Origin of the sequence: Vibrio misgurnus (genome assembly GCF_029635775.1) — a bacterium.
GTDB classification, from domain to species: domain Bacteria; phylum Pseudomonadota; class Gammaproteobacteria; order Enterobacterales; family Vibrionaceae; genus Vibrio; species Vibrio chanodichtyis.
On the sequence record NZ_CP113241.1, the window covers coordinates 1,504,599 to 1,526,691 of the forward strand.

Sequence of the window (22,093 nt, forward strand, 5' to 3'; positions counted from 1 at the left end):
ATTGCTCCTTAGTACAATGAATTTTTATTATTTTCGATGAATTGATCATCGAGACGGCCAAACATCTTGTAGTAACTCCAGATGGTATAACCCAAGATAATCGGTACCATCACCACGGCGACCATAGTCATTAATTCCAGGGTCAGCATGCTTGAGGTTGAATCCCACATGGTCAAGCTATGTGATGGATTGAGGCTAGAAGGCATCACAAATGGGAACATCGCAAAGCCAGCGGTCAAGATCACACCTGCGTTACCTAAGCTAGAAGCCAAGAACGCAAAACCACCTTTATTCAAGCGTGATGCAAGTACAGCCAGCAGCGGCATCAACACACCTAGAGCTGGGGCTAACCACAGTAGCGGCACTTGTTCAAAGTTACGCAGCCAAGCTCCCGCCTCACGAATCACTTCTTTATTCAACGGGTTCGAAGCGGCATTACCATCAACGACACCCACCCATAGATAACCTTCAATTTGCTGGATCCAGAAACCTGCGGCAACAAAACAAATTACGGTCAAAATACCCATCAGCTGGGCGACATTACGTGCACGTTGATGCACATGAGCCGTTGTTTTCATCTGTAGCCATGTCGAACCTTGCAGCAAGATCATAAACAAGCTAACCAAACCACACAGCAGTGCAAATGGATTAAGCAGACCAAAGAATGAGCCATGGTAGGTTGGCATCAAAAAGTCGCTCAATTGGAATGGTACGCCTTGCAGCAAATTGCCAAACGCAACCCCGAAAATCACCGGAGGAATGAAACCGGATGCTGAGATGGCTAAATCCCAATTATTGCGCCACTTGGTACTCTCAATTTTTGAGCGGTAATCAAGCCCGAGAGGACGCAGCCACAATGCGGCTAACGTCACCAGCATCGCGAGATAAAATCCAGAGAATGATGTCGCATACACTAATGGCCAAGCGGCAAACAGTGCGCCACCAGCGGTGATTAACCAAACTTGGTTACCATCCCAGTGTGGAGCGATCGAGTTGATCATCACGCGACGTTCATTATCGGTTTCACCAATCACAGGTACCAAGGCACCCACGCCCATATCAAAGCCATCGGTAATGGCGAAGCCGATCAGCAGCACACCAATCAGTACCCACCAGATAAGCCGTAAGATTTCGTAATCAAACATGGTTATTTCTCCTCGCCTTATGCTTCAACTTGACGATTAACTTGATCTTGAACAGACGCCGAGCCTTGTTCAAAGTGGTAACGCCCGGTTTTCAGGCTGCTTGGCCCAATCCGTGCGAACTTCACCATCAAATACACTTCAGCAATAAGGAAAATGGTATACAGCGCTAAAATAGCCAGCATGGAGATAATGATGTCTCCAGCATTAAGCGCAGAAGCGGCCACATTAACCGGTAAAATCTCACCGACCGCCCACGGCTGACGGCCAAATTCAGCCACAAACCAACCGGTTTCGACCGCGATCCAAGGTAGCGGAATACTGAATAATGCCGCTTTAAGTACCCATTTTTTCTGCTCAATTTTCTGACGACAGGTCTGGATAAAGGCAGCACCAAACACGATCAGCATAATAAAGCCACAAGCTACCATGATGCGGAATGACCAGAAAAGTGGCCATACGGTTGGAATTGAATCATCGGCAGCCGCTTGGATTTGCTCCTCGCTCGCATCGGTCACCTTGTCGGTGTAACGCTTAAGCAGAAGCCCGTAGCCCAGATCCTGTTTTACTTCATCAAAGGTTGCCATATTTTCTGGCGTTTTTTCACCAGCACGTAAACGCTCAAGTAGCTCATAGGCATACATACCATTACGGATCCGCTCTACGTGTTCAGCGCGCAGGTCACGCAAACCAATCACTTGTTCATCCAGTGAACGGGTTGCAATAATCCCCATCACGTAAGGAATTTTTATCGCATAGTCAGTATGCATGGTTTCTTGGTTTGGAATACCAAACAGAGTGAAAGCCGCAGGAGCAGGTTCGGTGTGCCATTCAGACTCAATCGCCGCCAATTTGACTCGCTGCACTTCACCCAGCTCATAGCCAGATTCATCGCCTAGTACGATAACCGACAGCACTGAAGCCATACCAAAAGAGGCCGCAATCGCAAAAGAACGGCGGGCAAACGCAACATCACGACCTTTCAATAAGTAGTAGGCGCTGATACCGAGAATAAACATCGCACCCGTGGTGTAACCTGCCGCGACAGTGTGGACAAATTTCACCTGTGCCACTGGGTTAAGCACTACTTCGGCAAAGCTCACCATCTCCATCCGCATGGTTTCAAAGTTAAACTCAGAACCGACTGGATTTTGCATCCAACCGTTAGCCACTAAGATCCACAATGCCGAGAAGTTAGAACCTAACGCCACCAACCAAGTTACGGTCAAGTGTTGGCGCTTAGATAGGCGATCCCAGCCAAAGAAGAATAAGCCGACAAAAGTAGATTCAAGGAAGAAAGCCACCAAGGCTTCAATCGCGAGAGGCGCGCCAAAAATATCGCCGACGTAGTGTGAATAGTAGGACCAGTTAGTACCAAACTGGAACTCCATGGTGAGGCCGGTGGCGACACCAAGCGCAAAGTTAATCCCAAATAACTTACCCCAGAACTTGGTCATGTCCTTGTAGATCTGTTTATCGGTCATAACATAGAGAGACTCCATAATGGCAAGTAAAAACGCCATACCTAGAGTCAGAGGAACAAACAGGAAGTGATACATCGCAGTCAGCGCAAACTGCAACCGCGATAAATCGACGACATCGATCATGATAACTCCTTTGTGTCGGCTGAATGACACGTTCGACATAGCACAACAATCACAAAACCAAACGTCAGTAAAATGCTGCGGTTGCGTTGCGATTTAGCACCAATATAATTAGTTAATTGTTAAGTCACAGCTGATATAAGCTAGCGCTAATACTAATGCCAAACAGAGCTTGTTTCAAAAGGTTTCTAGAAGAATTACGCTTTGATCTACATCAGTTTTACCCACAGAAAAGTGCGTAATAAATCATCATAATGATCTAAATCAAAATGGAAAAAGCCATGGAGTTATCAAGCGGTAAATGAAGTGATGCCACTCAAACAAAAAGCAACATAGCGCCAACAATTGATTAGTGATACCAACAATTGATTAGATGAAGTAAATGGTAGAAATGCGATCGTTATCAAACCAGTTGAACTCGCCCAATATACTGGGCGAGCAATACCACTATTATTTTTCAAGCCCAAAATGTAAGTAAGCGCGATCGGTGGCAATCCGACCACGCGGTGTACGTTGTAAATAACCTTGCTGGATCAAAAAAGGCTCTAACACATCTTCAATGGTATCTTTCTCTTCCCCAATTGCCGCAGCTAAGTTATCTAATCCCACTGGACCACCGGAAAATTTTTCCATAATCGCCAGCAACAATTTTCGGTCCATATAATCGAACCCTTGATGATCAACATCAAGCATATCGAGGGCTTTATCTGCCGTTTGCGCGCAAATATGCCCATCACCTTTGACTTCCGCATAATCTCGCACTCGGCGCAGCAAGCGGTTGGCAATCCGCGGGGTGCCGCGTGCCCGTCGTGCGACTTCTAATGCCCCATCACTGTCCATTGAAAGCCCTAAACAGTGGGCACTCCGCTGAACAATATTTTGTAAATCAGCCACTTGGTAATACTCCAAACGCTGGACTATCCCAAACCGATCACGCAGTGGTGAGGTTAAAGAGCCGGCACGAGTGGTCGCGCCGATTAAAGTAAAAGGAGGCAAATCAATTTTGATCGAGCGTGCCGCAGGCCCTTCACCAATCATAATATCCAGTTGGTAATCTTCCATCGCTGGATACAGCACTTCTTCGACCATCGGGCTTAAGCGATGAATCTCGTCGATAAACAGCACATCATTATGCTCAAGGTTGGTCAGCAGCGCCGCTAAATCACCGGCTTTTTCCAATACCGGGCCAGAAGTGGTACGAATATTCACCCCCATTTCATTGGCGACAATGTTGGCTAAGGTTGTTTTGCCCAGACCCGGCGGGCCAAAAATCAGCAGATGATCTAACGCCTCTTGGCGTTGTTGCGCGGCTTTAATGAAGATTTCCATTTGATCACGCACGTGATCTTGGCCTTGGTAATCGGCAAGCTGCTTAGGACGAATCGCGCGATCAATCACTTCTTCATCTTTAAAAGTGTGATTAACCGGAGCGATTAAACGATCGGCTTCTATCATATGTTCTCTATTGACTTAACGCTGAGTGGCAAATGGTGCATCAATCTCTGTGGCTACACCATAGATCGCAGAGCTTCGCGGATCAACGCTTCGCTGCTCATGCCCGGTTTGGCGACTTGGGTCACTGCTTTGGAAGCTTGAGGAGGCTTGTAGCCTAACGCCAACAACGCACTTATCGCTTCTTCTTGGGCGTTCTGCGCCATGGCAGGCATCGAATCCATCGGTGCGGCATCGGTCGCAGGAGTAAACAGATCACCCTCCCCCCAACCTTTTAAGCGATCTTTCATTTCGACCACCAGTCTTTCTGCTGTTTTTTTGCCCACACCAGGCAGTTTGATCAGGGTCGAAATATCTTCTTTTTCGACACAACGGACAAACTGAGTAGCGGTCATTCCCGATAAAATAGCCAGCCCCATTTTTGGCCCAACACCATTAGCTTTGATTACCTCACGAAATAGAGCTCGCTCATTAACGGTATTAAAGCCATACAGTAATTGCGCATCTTCACGCACCACAAAATGAGTATAAATGATCGCCTCTTCACCAAGGTTGGGCAGTTCATAAATACAGCTCATTGGCATCTGTACTTCATAGCCAATTCCGCCCACTTCAAGCAAAATTTGAGGTGGCAATTTTTCAATCAGCGTGCCGCGAAGACGTCCAATCACAGGAAATTCCTTATGGATGAGGGAAAAGTAAGATGGGCAAGATGATAATCAATAACTGGATGGATAGCCAGTAAAAACCAGCCTAAGTTTAATCCCCTCAACGATAGCGACCACGACGCGCACTGGTCGCCTGCCCCGCCAATGCCAATAACGTGTTATTGGTATTCGCATGACAAATCGCCACCCCTAATGCATCTGCGGCATCGGCTTGTGGTTTACCGGGCAGTTTTAACATTTGTTGTACCATATGTTGCACTTGGCTTTTGTCGGCAGCGCCAGTGCCGACGACAGCCTGCTTAATCAATCTGGCCGCATACTCATAAACCGGTAAATTAGCGTTTACCGCAGCGACAATCGCACTGCCTCTGGCTTGACCAAGCTTGAGGGCTGAATCGGCATTTTTGGCCATAAACACTTGTTCAATAGCAAAATCATCGGGCTGAAATTGAGTGATGATTTCACTCACTCCCGCATAAATTTGTTTTAGCCGCAGTGGTAATGCTTGCTCTGAAGTACGAATACAACCACTGCCAAGATAGATAAGTTGCCGCCCTTGCTGACGGATCACCCCATACCCCGTTACTCGTGATCCCGGGTCTATTCCTAAGATGATCGACATAACTCGCTTGCCTTGTTGATTTGAAACCGGCGCATAACACGCAAAAATACAAAACGCTTAAAAAATACAGAACCGTTAGCAAATATAAAACCGTTAGAAAAAGAGTGGGCCTAAGCCCACTCTTTGATTGGATGGTGGTTATTTACGACGCCAAGTCGTGCCGTTCGGGCCATCTTCCAGCACGATGCCCAACGCATTAAGCTGATCACGCGCCAGATCGGCATTTGCCCAATCTTTACTGGCACGCGAATCGTTACGCAGTTTGATTAACGCTTCAATTTGTTCTGCTTGTTCATCTTCAGCGCCACCTTGGAAAAACGCTTCTGGCTCTTGGTACAAAATACCAATCACATCCGCTAGCTCACGCATCAGGCTCGCCAATGCGCTGGCGTTGGTCACATCTTCACTTTTCAGGCGATTAATTTCACGCGCCATATCAAACAGCACCGAATACGCTTCCGGGGTATTGAAATCATCGTTCATCGCGGCAGTAAAACGAGAAACATACTCCTCACCACCAGCGGCAGGCACCGAGCGATCCAAACCACGTAGCGCGTTATACAATCTTTCTAACGAAGCGCGCGCTTGATTGAGGTTCTCTTCACTGTAATTTAACTGACTACGGTAGTGGCCGGACATCAAGAAATAACGAATGGTTTCTGCATCGTAGTGACCAAGTACATCGCGGATAGTAAAAAAGTTGCCTAATGATTTAGACATCTTCTCTTTATCGACCATCACCATGCCACTGTGCATCCAAGTATTAACGTACTGGGTATCATGAGCGCAGCAAGATTGCGCAATTTCATTTTCATGGTGAGGAAATTGCAGATCCGAACCCCCACCGTGAATATCGAAATGATGACCTAAAATCGATGAGTTCATCGCAGAACATTCGATGTGCCAACCAGGGCGACCCGCTCCCCACGGTGATTGCCAAGTTGGCTCTCCCGGCTTTGACATTTTCCATAGCACAAAATCCAGCGGGCTACGTTTAGCGGCTTCAATGTCTACCCGAGCGCCAGCCTGCAATTGATCCAAATCTTGTTTAGATAACTTACCGTACTCACGGTATTGGCCCACTTCAAACATCACATCGCCATTAGCCGCCACATAGGCGAAACCACGTTCAATCAAACGCTCAACCAGCGCAATAATCTCTTCAATGTAGGCCGTAGCGCGAGGTTCTACATCCGGACGCTTAATGTTTAATGCATCAAAATCGGCGTACATTTCTTGAATCAAACGTTCAGTTAATGATTCGCAGCTTTCTTGGTTTTCTGTCGCACGTTTGATGATTTTGTCATCAATATCGGTAATGTTACGCACAAAGGTCAAATCATAGCCTAAGTAACGTAAGTAACGGGCGACCACATCGAAAGAGACGAAGGTCCGTCCGTGTCCAATATGACAGAGATCATAAATAGTGACACCACACACATACATGCCCACTTTACCAGCGGTGATGGGTTTAAATTCCTCTTTCTGTCGTGTAAGTGAGTTATAAATCTTCAACATGATCGCTATCTGATTACCAGCAAAATTATAAATGGCGGACAGTATAACAACTCAAAGATTGCCAGGTCATCCATTTGATGTTTTGAATGCACAAAAAGTTAAGCTAAACTCTGGCTCTCAATCGATAAATGCGAAGGTAAAACTCATGATCACCCTGCATACCAATTTTGGTGACATTAAAATTCAGCTCAACTTTGAACAAGCACCAATCACTAGCGCGAACTTTGAGCAATATTGCCGTGAAGGTTTTTACGACAACACTTTGTTCCACCGCGTGATTGATGGTTTTATGATCCAAGGCGGCGGCATGACTTCTGGCCTGCGTGAAAAAGAGACACGCGACGCGATTCGCAATGAAGCCAACAATGGCCTGAGCAATAAAGTGGGTACTCTAGCGATGGCTCGTACCATGGATCCACATTCAGCCAGCTCGCAATTCTTTATTAACGTCAACAATAATACCTTCCTAGATTTTCGTGCCGAAAGCCGGGATGGATGGGGTTACTGCGTATTTGGCGAAGTGGTTGAAGGAATGGACATCGTCAATAAAATCAAGGCGGTTAGCACTGGATCTTATGGCATGCATCAAGATGTACCACTAGAAGAAGTGCTGATCACCAGCACCACTATTGAAGCTTAATTGGATGAGGAGCGCTTAGGCGCTCCTTTTGTTATAAAGATGCACACACTATTTATTTCTGATCTCCATCTCTCGGCTCACCAGCCTGAGATTACTGCCGCCTTTATCCAGTTTATGCGTGAACAGGCCACTCAAGCCGATGCACTCTATGTGCTTGGTGATCTGTTCGATTTTTGGGTGGGAGATGATGACCCAAGCGCCTTTGCTCAGCAGATCAAAGCCGAATTTCGCCAACTGACGCAACAAGGTGTCCCCTGCTATTTGATCAAAGGCAACCGTGATTTTTTACTCGGACCACAGTTTGCCAAACAGACCGGTGTACAATTGCTGGCGGATGAAGCGGTAGTTGATTTATATGGACAAACAGCCGTCTTGCTGCACGGTGATACCCTCTGCACCCAAGATACTCGCTATCTCGCTTTTCGTAACAAAGTTCACCAACCTTGGCTGCAGCGCTTGTTTGCATTATTGCCCTTTGCACTACGCCAGCGCATAGTAAGCAAGATTCAGTCTGATATTCGAGATCATAAACAGCACAAATCGATGCAGATCATGGATGTTACACCCAGTGAAGTGCTAAAGGTCATGCAACATCATCAGGTTGACTTAATGATCCACGGCCACACTCATCGCCCGGCGATTCACCAGATTGTGGCCGATCAAAATAAGCCAAAAACACGCATTGTATTAGGTGATTGGTATGAGCAAAGTTCAGTATTAGCCTATTCTAAGCACATAAACTACCAATTATTGTCTAAACCGCTTAAAAATAGCAGTTGATTGTATGCTAATAAAGGGACGTTTACGGGATAAACGTCTTCGTATAATCAATAGTGAATAATAAATGAACAAGACTGAAGGATAGATGAGCCTGTGAAATATTCATACGTAGCCAGACAACCGATTTTAGATCGCGATAAATGTACTATCGGCTATGAATTACTGTTTCGAGATGGGCCTAAAAATACCTTTCCAGATATCGATCCTGAAGAGGCAACCAGTCGATTACTTTCCGATCACTTTTTGAGCGCGCATTACAAGACCCTTGGCGATCACCTTGGCTTTGTTAACTTTCCTTATCAAAGTCTGATCAATATGATCCCGACCTTATTTCCAGTTAAAAGCTTAGTGATTGAGATCCTCGAAGACTGCCCCCCGAGTGATGAATTGCTTAATGCGGTCAAAAAAATGGCTCATTATGGCTATAAAATCGCTCTCGATGACTTTATTCCCAGCAATGAATGGCAAGCTTTTTTGCCTTATATTTCGATCATCAAGTTTGATATCCGTTTAGTGCCGATCCCGAAAGCTCGCCTATTCATCAATAAACTGCGAGCAACCAAGATTGAGTTCTTAGCTGAAAAAGTAGAAAGTTATCAAGAGTTTGAAGAGGCTAAAACCGCTGGATTTCACTACTTTCAAGGCTACTTTTTTAGTAAACCAGAAATAATTCAACGCAAAGCATTACAGCCCTCTTTTCTTGCTGTGGTCAACTTACTAAGAGAGGTCTCCAAGCCCGAGGTCGATTTTGGAAAAATCGAAGCCATTGTCGCTCAAGATGTCTCGCTGTCTTATAAATTACTCAGTTTTGTTAACTCATCGACCAATGTGTGCACCAAAATTCAATCGTTTCGCCAAGCCTTGGCTTATTTAGGACTACAGAAATTACGCAGATTTATTGCGTTAATGGCGGTCGCTTCAACACAAGATCCTAAACCTGAGTATTTATATGATCTGGCAATTTTACGTGCCCGTTTCTGTGAACGGTTGTGCGAGAAAGTCACTCCAACCATCAATGCTGAGGCCGGTTTTCTCACCGGAATGTTCTCATTACTCGATAGCTTACTTGACCAGCCTTTAGACTCGATTGTGCATGAAATACCCATCGAAGAAGAGATTAAAGTAGCATTAACCCAAGGTAGCGGCACGCTTGGGCAGATCCTGAATTTAAACAAAGCGTATGAAATGGCCGACTGGGAACAAGTGCTAGCCCTGACTAAAGCCCTCAATCTACCCAGTGATGCGCTCAACGAATGTTATATCGAAGCGATCAAATGGAGCGAAGATCTACTCGGCGCACAAGCTGGTAATTAAGCCCATCGATAGTTAAACTTGGCGGCTCGATCATCGGCTGAATATTGTTATGTCCTGTTATTGCGGAAATACCCCATCCTATGCCTTGTGCTGCCAACCGATCCATCATGATCCGTTGCTAGCCAAAACCCCAGAGCAACTGATGCGGGCACGCTTTAGTGCCCACATGCTGCAAGATGTTGATTTTGTGATCAAAACTTACCATCCATCTTGTCATGCCGAGGATGAACGCCAAGCGATCAGCGAATCGGTACACAGCCACTGGCAACGCCTCGAAGTGCTGGCTGCCGAGCCTGGCACGACCAGCGAGGAAGGATTTGTACAGTTTCGTGCCTATTTTGAGCAACAAGGCAAAGAGCAGTGCCTTGCTGAGCGCTCGCGTTTTGTGCGTGAAAATGGGGCTTGGTACTATATTGATGGTGAATTTATTGATGGCGAATTTGCCGCCACACCGAAACAGAGGCGCAATGACCCTTGCGCCTGTGGTAGTGGCAAAAAATTTAAAAAGTGTTGTGGGTAAAAAATGAATAAAAAAGCCAAGCAATTACCGACTTGGCTTATTCACCTTATAGCGCTACCACGCTTCATTGCTGGTCAATGATCCATTTTTGAAATTCTTTTCGCTCCCTCTCAGAAGCCGTCTGGTAAAGTTTTTTTAGCTCATCGAGCAAATCCGTAGGGTGATCAACACCCTCAACCGATGTTACTACCGCTTGGCCATCGATATTATTTACCGTGATATAGCTCAAACCTACCGCTGCTACACCTTGATCTTTATTATATTGTTCGATGTCTTGGGTAAAATCACGGCCTAACCTTATCCCTTCAATATGCAGTTGATCTTGCTGTTTAGCCACTTCAGATCCATCGGCATACTTCAATTGCCATTGTAATGATCCAATTAATCGCTTGGCTTCAAAAGCATTTTTATAGTTAGGCAACGCAAACGAGAGTATGTCATCTACCGCGGTAAATTTAACCACGATTAACTCGCCATAAACTCGCTCAACTTTGTCCTTATTAACAAATACCGGATTGTATTGAAATAAGATTTGGTTAACACCATTCGGCAGTTCTACCGTTTTGGTCGTGTCGAGTAAGCCTCCGATTAACTTAGGCTTAGCCATGTTAACCACTTTCAGATCAACAAATTCAGGAATTTCCAAAATGACTTTAGCGTGAACATGCAGTGATACCAGCACTAATGAGAGCGAGGCAACTAGCTTTAGAAATAGATTCATTTGATTACATCCTTAACTCTTTTCGCCAACGTTATACCTAATCTATAAAAAAACCCAGCCATCGCTGGGTTTTTATTCAGGTAACAGTTAATTACCAGTAAACACGTGCACCAATTGCTAAATTGTTTTCAGCATCGGCTTTATCTTCTTTGTTGTAGCCGTACTCAACATAGGTACGTCCCCAGCTAGCAAATTTGTATTCCACACCTGCATAACCAGTTTTTAGATCGCCAGCAGCTTTAGTGTCGGCAAATTGGAAACCGCCATACACGCTGGTTTTATCGGCAACTTTGATGATAGTACCGATACTTAATGCATCAGAGCTTTCATCCACACCTTTATTATCGCGATCAATATGAGCATAAGTTACACCAAATAGCGCATCACCAAAGGTGTATTCCGCGGTAACTTCTACTGACGTAGAATCGATGTCATGTACAACATCATTACCACTTTTTTCATCTTTAGTCGTTGTCTTATCTGTGTACTGAACTACACCGGCATGCAAAGTCAGATCAGCGATTGAGGTACCAACAAACAGTTCATACAACTCTGGAGCTGAATCACGCTCATCTAAATTATAAGAAGCCTTAAGCCAAAAAGCTTCTTTGGTCAGCTCATATTTAACCATATTTGGTTGCCAAAAATATTCGTCAGCAAGACCTTTGTCATATAAATAGTATGCAGAACCACCATAGACATAAGAGTACTCAGCACCGTATACATCATCGGCAATCGGTGAGCTTTGACCAAAGATCAACGACCCCATAGTATCACTTGCGACGCCAATATAGTGTTGACGGTTAGACCAGTCACTACTAATACCCACTTCAACCAGGCCAATAAGGTTTAGGCCATCGGCAATTTTGTATGATGCATCAATACCGGCACGAGAAGAGCTAGCATCAATTTTTGCGTCCGACTCACCTTTAGCATCGGTAAATTTAATATTTTCACGGAGCTGACCGTAAAAATTCACTGTACCTTCATCTGACTTGATGATTTCAACTGCGTTAACAGAACTTGCGCCAGCAAGCACTGCAAGTGCTAATAATGTTTTTTTCATATTAATCCACTGCCTTTTCTTAAGTTGGGAATTCCCTATCCGGTTCCCTGTTTTTGTGATGATGGCTTGCTAACTCTTTGTTTAGTCATAACCACCACTGTGCGTGACTAAGATTGCAAAAGAATATTCTGCATGTCAAATATCATAAAAAAAACCAACAAAAAAAATATAAAATGAAAAATATCATAGCGTTACACTTATTGCAGTGATTTTTTCGAGCGACTTCTGAACTAGAAGTCAGACAGGGTCGAAATGCTAATTGCAAGGCTAGACAGCACAAAACTCCAAGAGAAAACCACAAAATATGAAAATATAGTTTTTAATAAAAACTTCATCACCTAGATCAAGGGATATATTTTTCACGCAACCAAGCAAACCCGGCACCTCAAAAGTTCATTTTTATTTCGTGATCCAGATCAAACTTTGAATCAAAACCATGGAATTTCGTGACCTAGGTATCACGGATTGAACTGTGCTACCATCACGGCAACGTACTTTAGGCTCCCTTATGCTGACAAAAAACATCCAAGACTCGATCCGCAACAGTTATCACAATCTACAACATCAACTGGATAACTTTATTCCACGACGCGCGCAAAATTTTCTGGTAGCTGAAATCGCGAAGACACTGAGTGGCAACTATCACCCATCGAACCGAATCTTGGTGGCCGAAGCCGGAACCGGCATTGGTAAATCCCTCTCTTATTTAATGGCGGCGATCCCGGTTGCACTGGTCAATCGACGTAAAGTTGTGGTATCCACCGCGACGGTAGCGCTGCAAGAGCAACTGCTGAATAAAGATCTGCCGCTTTACCGGCGCATCAGTGATCAAAGCTTTTCCTTTATTCTGGCTAAGGGACGTCAACGTTATTGCTGTAGCGAGCGTTTAGCCGCCACTTGCACCGCCGATGATGCACAAATAGCCCTGTTCGAAAGCAAACCGAAACCGCAAGATACCGCATTGTTGAATGAGCTTTATAACGCGCTCAACCAAGGCAAATGGGATGGTGATCGCGACGCTTGGCCAACCCCGATTGCCGATCATTTATGGGCGATGATTGTCAGTGATAAACACAGCTGTAATGGCAGTTTTAGCGCTCATCGCCACTGTCCATTTCAAAAAGCACGTTCCGAGTTAGATAAAGCGGATGTGATTATTGCCAATCATAGTTTGGTGATGGCGGATGCTGATTTAGGTGGTGGGGTGATCCTGCCTGCGCCGGAAGAGACAATCTACGTATTTGATGAAGCGCATCATTTACCAACTGTCGCGCGCGAGCATGCCTCAGCGGCCGCCACATTAAAAGGCGCAGCCAGTTGGCTAGAAAAACTCAATCAATCATTAGCCAAATTTACCGCTTTGGGTGATGAGAAGCGTGCCGAGCGATTTGCACAAGAAGCTCGCGAGGCAATGCAGTTTTTAATTCCCACGTTAGGTCAACTGCCTAAACAATTTGTCGCCCAGCAATTTGTCGAGGGTATCTACCGCTTTGAACATGGTGAGTTACCGGCGTGGCTGGCCGAAGAGTCGCAAGCACTAAGTAAGGCGGCGCAGAAAACCACACAAGCTATAGGCAAAATTACCGATTTAATTGCGGAAAAGGTCAAAGAGGGCGAATTGGCGGCCAGAATTGCCGAACCGGCATTAGGCGAACTCGGGTTTTATATTCAACGTTTAGAAAATCTCAGCCAAGTTTGGCAACTGATGGCCAAACCCAATCAAGATAAAGGTGCGCCGCTGGCTCGTTGGTTAGAGATCAGTACCGAACGTGAAGGCGACTATTTAGTCAGCGTATCACCGCTAGAAATTGGTTGGCAGCTTGATAAGCAAATCTGGAGCCGCTGTATTGGCGCAGTGCTGACATCTGCCACGTTGAGAGCCTTAAATTCGTTTAGCTTTTTCTGCCGCCAAGCAGGGATCAGTGAAAAAGCCGAGGATGGGGTACAATTTTTGGCCCTCGCCTCACCATTTGATTATGCCACGCAAGGAGAATTGCTCATTCCTAACATGGCGCTTGAGCCACAAGCGGCAGGTTATACCGCGTATTTAGCCGATAAAGTACTCTGCTACTTACAAGCAGATAAAGCCAACTTGGTGCTGTTTGCTTCCTATTGGCAAATGCGTGAAGTGGCAGAAATTTTACAAAAAGAGCTGACTAAGCGAGGTTGGGTATTGCAAATCCAAGGCGAAAAATCACGCCAAGAAATTCTAAATCAACATAAAAAACTAATAAAAAAGCAAAAAACCAGTATTTTATTTGGCACTGGCAGTTTTTCGGAAGGACTGGATCTGCCGGGCGATTTATTGGAGAACGTGATCATCACCAAAATCCCATTTGCGGTGCCAACTTCCCCCGTCGAGCAAGCTCATGCCGAGTATATTGAGCAATTCGGTGGCAATCCATTTATGCAGATCACCGTTCCACAAGCCAGTAAAAAGCTCATCCAGTCGGTTGGCCGTTTACTGCGTAAAGAACGTGATTCTGGTAGAGTAGTCATCCTTGATCGGCGAGTCGTCTCTAAGCGTTACGGAAAAGCATTATTGGATGCCTTACCGCCGTTTAAACGTACCATCGAATACTAATTATAACGAATCATCGACTTAGGATGCGCTTTTGATGGAATGGATAGAACCCACCACTCTAGTGGTGCTGGCTCTGGTGGCTTTTATCGCCGGATTTATTGATGCGGTCGCCGGTGGCGGTGGCATGCTGACGGTGCCGGCTCTGCTGTCACTCGGTTTGCCTCCTCACCTTGCATTAGGCACCAACAAACTCGCAGCGACATTTGCCTCTTCAACCGCAGCGTGGGCTTACTATCGACAAAAATTGTTTGATCCGGCTTGTTGGAAACGTGCTTTTATTGCCACCTTACTTGGCGCGATAACCGGTACTCTAACCGTTGATGCGATCAGCACCGAATGGCTCGCCAAAGTGCTACCATTACTGATCTTAGCCGCCGCTCTCTATACGGTATGGCATCGTCCGCAGTCCAATCGGCAAAGCACTACCCCACAACCTTGCCCCAAATTGCAGCGTAAACAAATTTTACAAGGTCTCGGGTTAGGTTTTTATGACGGTTTAGCGGGGCCGGGCACTGGCGCATTTTGGACGGTCAGTTCAATGGCGCTATACCGCTTTAATATTTTGTTCGCTTCAGGACTTGCTAAGGCGATGAACTTTACCAGTAACTTCTCCTCACTGGTGATATTTGCCCTGCTCGGCCATATTAACTGGTTACTCGGCCTGACCATGGGCATCTGCTTAATGGCGGGAGCATGGGTCGGAGCGCATTCCGCCATTCGTTTTGGCGCGCGTTTTATTCGGCCACTGTTTATTGTGCTGGTGACTTTGCTCGCCACAAAACTGGCTTACGATGCATGGTGGATAACATGATCGATAAATACACCAAACTGGATGAGGCGCTCAACGAGCTCAAATCTTCTGCGGCACATGTGGATCGCCAACGCGGTGAACACACCCAACCATTATTTGATGCGGTGCTGTTTCATTGTCATGGTAAGCTGTTGACACCTTGTGTTGCCGAAGCCTATGCCACTTTGCAAGCCTTGATCCGCGAAAAAGAGAGTGGCCGTTTGACCGCACTACGCGCTGAATATTTATCCGAACGTTTATTAGCACAAATCGCGGCGCTTAAGCGTGAGATTTCAACCCAAAATGTGCGCCGTAAAGAGCCGAAGCCCACCGGTTATTTTAAAAAGCCCATTAATGCGCTTTACCAAGAATTGGCGCAGCATCAGGATTGGGAACGTCGGCTGATGGAACTGGTGCGTGATAAAGAGCTATTGCTGGCGCAAGCGCCCCCAATCCAAAAAATGAACGCGCAACAAGCATTGCTGCTCGCCGAGCAGCGGCTAAACCGCTGCCAAGCGGCAAAAATCAAGCTTGAGCAACGCATCACCATGCAGGAGAGAAAAGCCTAAATGTCGCCGCAATCTACCCCTTTACAATCTATTCCATTAAATGAAGCCGCCGATGAGATCAAACTAGCGGTTGATCTGATCTATTTATTGGAATCTCATGCCATTGCACCACATATCGCACTGGCCGCGATTGAGATCGTCAAGCATGACTTAGAATCTAAATTAGCACCAAAACCACATTCGATTTAGCTAATATCACGCTTACGCAAGCGCTGGTGAGCTCTCAAATAGAGGTGATACCATCACCCTCCAGTCAATCAAAAGGAATCTCCATGAAAATCGTTAGCTTCAACATCAATGGTCTGCGAGCCAGATTGCATCAACTGCAAGCGTTGATCGATAAGCACCAGCCGGATGTGATTGGTTTGCAAGAAATTAAAGTTCATGATGAGGCGTTTCCTCGTCAAGCGGTGGAAGAGATGGGCTATCAAGTCTATTTCCATGGTCAAAAAGCCCATTATGGGGTAGCGATTTTATGCAAACAAACCCCGCTGGAAGTGATTAAAGGTTTCCCAACCGACAGCGAAGATCACCAAAAACGGATGATTATGGCGACATTTGCCGACCAAGCGGGTAATAAAACCACCATTCTTAACGGTTATTTCCCGCAAGGTGACAATATTGAGCATGAGACTAAGTTCCCTTATAAACGTCAGTTCTATCGTGATTTGATGGGCTACTTGCGCGAACAACGCAGCAATAGCGAACGTTTAGTGGTGATGGGCGATATCAACATCAGCCCTCTCGATCTGGATATCGGCATCGGTGAAGCTAACCGCAAGCGCTGGTTACAAACTGGTAAGTGTTCCTTCCAGCCACAAGAGCGTGAGTGGTTACAAACCTTATTAGATTGGGGTTTAGTCGATACCTTCCGTCAACTGCATCCAACGGTGGATGATCAATTCTCATGGTTTGACTACCGTTCACGTGGTTTTGAAGATAACCGCGGTCTACGTATTGATGTGATCCTTGCTACACCAGCGCTGGCAGAGACATGCCAAGAGGCTGGCATCGACTATGAGCTGCGCGCCATTGAGAAGCCATCAGATCACGCCCCGATTTGGGCCACTTTTAGTTAATAGCAACCCTTAGTCACTGCTTAACTCCCTTAATCACCGCTTAACCAACTGGCGATTCCCCTCCCCCTATTGAGCCATAATCAGGGGGAGATTCACCGCCTCGCATCGCGGTAGGCATATTGACCGATTGCAACCGAGCGAAGCAGAAATTATTCACCATACACATCGTAGGTGAAATATTTGGCTTGGATTTTCTGATAAATCCCCTTATCACGCAGCGCCTTGATCGCCGCGTTCAATTGCTGAGCTAAATCTTTATCTTGTTTACGTACGGCAATCCCAAACCCCTCACCAAACCATCTAGCATCGGTGAGAGCAGGGCCAACAAACTCATATCCATCGCCACCCACTTTATTGAGCACCGCCTCTAATACTGAAGCGTCGCCCAACAGCGTCACAATCCGTCCGCTAGCCAAATCTCGGTAAGCTTGCTCCGAAGATCCGTAGCGCACAATCTCTGCTACATCGCCATAATTATCGGTAAGATACTTATCGTGAGTGGTGGCTCGTTGCACCCCAATCTTCACCCCTTTTAAACCTTGTCGGCTAAACGATAGATTAGTGCCTTTTTTAGCAATAAACTTGTTCGGGATCAGCGCATATTTATCAGTAAAATCGACTTTCAATTTACGATCTTCGGTTATCGACATCGCGGCAATAATCGCGTCGTATTTGCGTGCGAGCAGCGCTGGAATGATCCCATCCCAATCTTGAGCAACGATTTTACACTCCACCTGCATTTCAGCGCACAGCGCATTCGCCATATCAACATCAAAGCCTTGTAGTGAACCATCAGCGGCAGTCCAACTAAAGGGAGGATACGCCCCTTCAATACCAAAGTGTAGCGTGGCCCATGGTTTTGCTTGGCTGACTCCACTCAGAGTCACCACCATTAATACGCTGGCAACTAACCATTTTTTCATATCGAGATTCCTGTGTTGGTGGTGATACTGTGTTACAGTGCGCGACTAGATAAAATACACTACTTTAAGTACACAAATAAAATCAAACTATCCTATTGATATTAATAATGATAATCAGGAATCATTCATTTACATAAGTAAAGTGATCAAGATCAATCGATACACAGAGTAAGCACGCTAAACTCGCCGCCAATCACAGACTTGCCTATAATGCTCAATCCTATAACCCTCGTAGTTAGGACACGAGCAATGAGTACGTATCTGGGGTGCAAAGTAGTACACCAACTGAGATGCGCAGGATGGATTTGATTGCTATGCTTGCTGTTAACTCGTGCTACAAGTCGACACTTGCAATCATCACCATTGATTATTGATGCCGATAGATAAACCGATCTTAGTGATACCAAATAAACTTTATTTTAATTTTTTAACTTTTATTGATTTAGTTTAAGGATTGCGATTTTTTTTTAGTGTAGAATAGCTGCGTTGCTGGAACTAATAGCAATATCCATATTCAAACTATGAAAGAGTGAATTTGGATATCGTTATTGAAGAGTGTACTGCGCCCTACGGGGATAGCTGACTCAACAGCGAAAACAGTACGTGTTTTTTCTACTAATAAAGGTAGGTATGTCATGGCAGAGCAATTTGCTAACGCTTGGGAAGGTTTTGCAGCAGGTGACTGGCAAAACGAAGTTAACGTTCGTGATTTTATTCAAAAGAACTACACACCGTATGAAGGCGACGAATCTTTCCTAGTTTCTGAAGGTACTGAAGCGACTAACAAGCTTTGGGAAAAAGTGATGGTTGGCATCAAACAGGAAAACTCAACTCACGCTCCTGTTGACTTCGACACTTCACTTATCTCTACCATCACCGCTCACGATGCTGGTTACATCAATAAAGACCTAGAAAAAATCGTTGGTCTACAAACTGATGCTCCTCTAAAACGCGCGATCATCCCTAACGGCGGCGTGCGTATGGTAGAAGGTTCATGCAAAGCCTACGGCCGTGAACTGGATCCACAAATTTCAAAAATCTACTCAGAATACCGTAAAACCCACAACGCGGGTGTTTTCGACATCTACACACCAGAAATTCTGGCTTGTCGTAAATCTGGCGTGCTGACTGGTCTGCCTGATGCATACGGTCGTGGTCGTATCATCGGTGACTACCGTCGTGTTGCACTGTACGGTATCGACTTCCTGATGAAAGACAAACTGGCTCAGTTCAAGTCTCTACAGGAAAGATTCGAAACTGGCGAAGATCTGCACATGACCATGCAACTGCGTGAAGAAATTGCAGAGCAACACCGTGCGCTAGGCCAAATGAAAGTCATGGCTCAGAAATATGGTTACGATATTTCTCGCCCTGCGGAAACTGCGCAAGAAGCGATCCAGTGGACTTACTTCGGCTACCTAGCTGCTGTTAAGTCTCAAAACGGTGCAGCGATGTCGCTTGGCCGTACTTCTACGTTCTTGGACGTGTACATTGAGCGCGACATCAAAGCCGGTAAGATCACCGAAGTTGATGCACAAGAAATGATCGACCACTTCGTAATGAAGCTGCGTATGGTTCGTTTCCTACGTACTCCTGAGTACGATGAGCTGTTCTCTGGCGACCCAATTTGGGCAACCGAATCTATGGGTGGTATGGGTCTGGATGGTCGTACGCTGGTAACACGTTCTAACTTCCGCTTCCTGAACTCACTGTACACTATGGGTCCATCTCCAGAGCCAAACATCACGGTTCTGTGGTCTGAAAAACTGCCTGAAGGCTTCAAGAAGTTCTGTGCGAAGGTATCGATCGATACATCTTCAATCCAGTACGAAAATGATGACTTGATGCGTCCAGACTTCGATAATGATGACTACGCGATCGCATGTTGTGTATCACCAATGGTGATTGGTAAACACATGCAATTCTTCGGTGCTCGTGCCAACTTGGCAAAAACTCTACTGTATGTAATCAACGGTGGTGTGGATGAGAAACTGAAAATCCAAGTCGGTCCAAAAATGCCTAAGATCATGGACGAAGTTCTTGACTTCAACGATGTATGGGACAAATTGGATCACTTCATGGATTGGCTGGCCACTCAATATGTCACTTCATTGAATGCTATCCATTTCATGCATGACAAGTACAGCTACGAAGCCGCTCTAATGGCACTGCATGACCGTGATGTACGTCGTACTATGGCATGTGGTATCGCAGGTCTGTCTGTTGCGGCTGACTCGCTGTCTGCTATCAAGTACGCAAAAGTGAAGCCAATTCGTGACGAAGATGGTGTAGCTATCGATTTCGCAATCGAAGGCGATTACCCTAAATTTGGTAACAACGATGCTCGCGTAGATGACATTGCTTGTGAATTGGTTGAGCGTTTCATGACCAAGATCCGTTCACTGAAAACTTACCGCAATGCGATTCCTACTCAGTCAATTCTGACTATCACATCAAACGTGGTATACGGTAAGAAAACAGGTAACACACCAGACGGTCGCCGTGCTGGCGCACCATTCGCACCAGGCGCAAACCCAATGCACGGTCGTGATGAAAAAGGTGCAGTAGCATCTTTGACTTCTGTTGGTAAACTGCCATTTGCTCATGCAAAAGACGGTATCTCTTATACTTTCTCTATCGTGCCAAATGCACTGGGTAAAGATGAGGGCGCACAACGTGCTAACCTAGCAGGTCTGATGGATGGTTACTTCCATCATGAAACTGGCATCGAAGGTGGTCAACACCTGAACGTTAACGTTCTAAACCGTGACACTCTGCTTGATGCTGTTAAGCACCCAGAAAAGTACCCACAACTGACTATCCGTGTATCAGGTTATGCAGTTCGCTTTAACTCTCTGACTGCAGAACAGCAGCAAGATGTTATCGCGCGTACTTTCACTGAGTCTCTGTAAGATTTAGCGAATTAAACTAAAGCCCCGTTGTAACGGGGCTTTTTGTTTTTCATCGTACGTAAAAAATTGTGTATCTGAGCGCACATTTGTGCTCTTCTCTACTAGGTTTATTACCCGCAATAGCTCATGATCCATCAGCTTTTGTTTTATTTTTCCAACACATAGTCCACTACATCATGAAATCGATTTGCTATTTGCCTTTGCTGCTGGTCAGCACTTATGCCGCCGCTGCACCTACGCCGACTTTTTCCCTCAGCATCGATAATGATGGTGTTTTTGGGATTGACCAAAACTATACCAATGGTTTTTTTCTCAGTTACACCTCAGGATCTATTAGCCCATATTGGTGGGCTCGCCCACTTAGCTTAAGCGTGTGGGGAGCGAGCAGCTTAGATAAATGGGAGTTTTCTCTCGGCCATAAAATGTGGACTCCCTCTAACATTGAGCTTGACAAACCACAGCCAAATGAACGGCCTTATGCGGGTTATCTGCACACTGAATTTAATTATCTTAGCCTACATCCACAGCAAGCTCAGCGCTTCAACCTAACCTTAGGCTTAACGGGCGATGGCTCCTTATCCGAACAAGCTCAGAAAATCGTGCACAGTATTACCAACTCGGATAAACCGAATGGCTGGGAATACCAAGTTGAAGACAAATTGGTAGGCAGCTTAGGTTACCGCTCGCATTTCAACTGGGGACGTTACCCAGCATTGGCAGGCACAACATTCGAATTGGCTAACATCTCAGAAGTCAATGTGGGCAATTTTCGCAGTGATCTCTCTTCCGGCTTGATGCTGCGCTGGGGTACCGATTTAGAAAACAACTTTGGTGCGGCACAAATCTCCTCTGAAAACCCCTTTACCCCCGGTATGATTGGCGCATCCGCTCAAGGTTGGTTTGTATTTAGCGGCATCAAAGCACGTTACCGTTTTAACGATGTCACGATCGAAGGGGATCGACCACTGGATAATTTGTATCCGTCCGCTGAATACTATCAAGTGCATGTGAAACCATGGCAAACCACCGCTGTCGCAGGCTTTGCCATGTACGCTCGCAGTTTTGGTGCCAGCTTAACTCTCACCGCAAGTAGCCCTGAATATAAAGAGGATCAAAATTCGATCAGCGGTACTGGTAGCGTGACGTTGTATGCGTTTTTCTAATCTGAATGATCCACACCTACCCGTGA

20 protein-coding genes are annotated in these 22,093 nt (G+C 45.7%); 11 read left to right on the top strand and 9 right to left on the bottom strand.

The genetic code is table 11. The features are described 5' to 3' along the window. Nucleotides 1-8 precede the first annotated feature (8 nt). The 6 genes from cydB to cysS all read right to left on the bottom strand — a co-directional run bounded on the left by cydB (nucleotide 9) and on the right by cysS (nucleotide 7,006). On the bottom strand, nucleotides 9-1,145 hold the full coding sequence (gene cydB, locus OOK74_RS07015) for a cytochrome d ubiquinol oxidase subunit II (RefSeq protein WP_274721381.1): 1,137 nt from the start codon (nucleotides 1,143-1,145) through the stop codon (nucleotides 9-11). 17 nt (nucleotides 1,146-1,162) lie between these two features. Continuing rightward, nucleotides 1,163-2,749, bottom strand: coding sequence for a cytochrome ubiquinol oxidase subunit I (cydA, locus tag OOK74_RS07020; RefSeq protein WP_274721380.1), 1,587 nt, complete (start codon nucleotides 2,747-2,749; stop codon nucleotides 1,163-1,165). Between the two features lie 447 nt (nucleotides 2,750-3,196). After that, the gene (gene ruvB, locus OOK74_RS07025; RefSeq protein WP_274721379.1) at nucleotides 3,197-4,201 is read right to left on the bottom strand and encodes a Holliday junction branch migration DNA helicase RuvB; all 1,005 of its coding nucleotides are present in this window, start codon (nucleotides 4,199-4,201) and stop codon (nucleotides 3,197-3,199) included. Between the two features lie 53 nt (nucleotides 4,202-4,254). Next, on the bottom strand, nucleotides 4,255-4,869 hold the full coding sequence (ruvA, locus tag OOK74_RS07030; protein WP_274721378.1) for a Holliday junction branch migration protein RuvA: 615 nt from the start codon (nucleotides 4,867-4,869) through the stop codon (nucleotides 4,255-4,257). A 97-nt stretch (nucleotides 4,870-4,966) separates the two neighbouring features. After that, on the bottom strand, nucleotides 4,967-5,488 hold the full coding sequence (gene ruvC / locus OOK74_RS07035; RefSeq protein WP_274721377.1) for a crossover junction endodeoxyribonuclease RuvC: 522 nt from the start codon (nucleotides 5,486-5,488) through the stop codon (nucleotides 4,967-4,969). A 138-nt stretch (nucleotides 5,489-5,626) separates the two neighbouring features. Further along, nucleotides 5,627-7,006, bottom strand: a complete 1,380-nt coding sequence (gene cysS / locus OOK74_RS07040; protein WP_274721376.1) for a cysteine--tRNA ligase — start codon at nucleotides 7,004-7,006, stop codon at nucleotides 5,627-5,629. Nucleotides 7,007-7,151: 145 nt separating this feature from the next. Between cysS and OOK74_RS07045 the strand changes: the two genes are divergently transcribed. From OOK74_RS07045 to OOK74_RS07060, 4 genes are all read left to right on the top strand, one after another. After that, nucleotides 7,152-7,646 (top strand): peptidylprolyl isomerase, encoded by a 495-nt coding sequence (locus OOK74_RS07045; protein ID WP_274721375.1) that lies wholly within the window; start codon nucleotides 7,152-7,154, stop codon nucleotides 7,644-7,646. 39 nt (nucleotides 7,647-7,685) lie between these two features. Next, on the top strand, nucleotides 7,686-8,426 hold the full coding sequence (lpxH, locus tag OOK74_RS07050; protein ID WP_278182479.1) for a UDP-2,3-diacylglucosamine diphosphatase: 741 nt from the start codon (nucleotides 7,686-7,688) through the stop codon (nucleotides 8,424-8,426). Between the two features lie 93 nt (nucleotides 8,427-8,519). After that, nucleotides 8,520-9,740 (top strand): EAL and HDOD domain-containing protein, encoded by a 1,221-nt coding sequence (locus OOK74_RS07055; protein ID WP_278182480.1) that lies wholly within the window; start codon nucleotides 8,520-8,522, stop codon nucleotides 9,738-9,740. Nucleotides 9,741-9,789: 49 nt separating this feature from the next. Continuing rightward, the gene (locus OOK74_RS07060; RefSeq protein ID WP_278182481.1) at nucleotides 9,790-10,260 is read left to right on the top strand and encodes a YchJ family metal-binding protein; all 471 of its coding nucleotides are present in this window, start codon (nucleotides 9,790-9,792) and stop codon (nucleotides 10,258-10,260) included. Between the two features lie 64 nt (nucleotides 10,261-10,324). On the opposite strand, the gene OOK74_RS07065 is transcribed toward OOK74_RS07060, so the two are convergent. Continuing rightward, nucleotides 10,325-10,981 (bottom strand): DUF2057 family protein, encoded by a 657-nt coding sequence (locus tag OOK74_RS07065; protein WP_278182482.1) that lies wholly within the window; start codon nucleotides 10,979-10,981, stop codon nucleotides 10,325-10,327. A gap of 91 nt (nucleotides 10,982-11,072) precedes the next feature. Next, nucleotides 11,073-12,047, bottom strand: a complete 975-nt coding sequence (locus OOK74_RS07070) for a porin (protein ID WP_278182483.1) — start codon at nucleotides 12,045-12,047, stop codon at nucleotides 11,073-11,075. A 508-nt stretch (nucleotides 12,048-12,555) separates the two neighbouring features. Between OOK74_RS07070 and dinG the strand changes: the two genes are divergently transcribed. The 5 genes from dinG (at nucleotide 12,556) to xthA (ending at nucleotide 17,069) form a co-directional block, all read left to right on the top strand. After that, entirely contained in the window at nucleotides 12,556-14,631 is a 2,076-nt protein-coding gene (dinG, locus tag OOK74_RS07075; RefSeq protein ID WP_278182484.1) for an ATP-dependent DNA helicase DinG, read from the top strand. Nucleotides 14,632-14,665: 34 nt separating this feature from the next. Then, nucleotides 14,666-15,442, top strand: coding sequence for a sulfite exporter TauE/SafE family protein (locus OOK74_RS07080; RefSeq protein ID WP_278182485.1), 777 nt, complete (start codon nucleotides 14,666-14,668; stop codon nucleotides 15,440-15,442). Further along, complete coding sequence (locus OOK74_RS07085) at nucleotides 15,439-15,990, top strand: primosomal replication protein (RefSeq protein ID WP_406707926.1); 552 nt, start codon at nucleotides 15,439-15,441, stop codon at nucleotides 15,988-15,990. Before OOK74_RS07080 ends, OOK74_RS07085 begins: the two co-directional genes overlap by 4 nt. Then, complete coding sequence (rsmS, locus tag OOK74_RS07090; RefSeq protein WP_274721367.1) at nucleotides 15,991-16,179, top strand: pleiotropic regulatory protein RsmS; 189 nt, start codon at nucleotides 15,991-15,993, stop codon at nucleotides 16,177-16,179. Nucleotides 16,180-16,262: 83 nt separating this feature from the next. Continuing rightward, nucleotides 16,263-17,069, top strand: a complete 807-nt coding sequence (xthA, locus tag OOK74_RS07095; protein WP_274721366.1) for an exodeoxyribonuclease III — start codon at nucleotides 16,263-16,265, stop codon at nucleotides 17,067-17,069. Between the two features lie 149 nt (nucleotides 17,070-17,218). On the opposite strand, the gene OOK74_RS07100 is transcribed toward xthA, so the two are convergent. Beyond that, the gene (locus tag OOK74_RS07100; protein ID WP_278182486.1) at nucleotides 17,219-17,992 is read right to left on the bottom strand and encodes an ABC transporter substrate-binding protein; all 774 of its coding nucleotides are present in this window, start codon (nucleotides 17,990-17,992) and stop codon (nucleotides 17,219-17,221) included. A gap of 635 nt (nucleotides 17,993-18,627) precedes the next feature. Here OOK74_RS07100 and pflB point away from each other — a divergent pair. Next, nucleotides 18,628-20,904, top strand: coding sequence for a formate C-acetyltransferase (pflB, locus tag OOK74_RS07105; protein ID WP_274721364.1), 2,277 nt, complete (start codon nucleotides 18,628-18,630; stop codon nucleotides 20,902-20,904). 176 nt (nucleotides 20,905-21,080) lie between these two features. After that, entirely contained in the window at nucleotides 21,081-22,067 is a 987-nt protein-coding gene (locus OOK74_RS07110; RefSeq protein ID WP_278182487.1) for a lipid A deacylase LpxR family protein, read from the top strand. The last annotated feature ends 26 nt before the right edge of the window (nucleotides 22,068-22,093 follow it).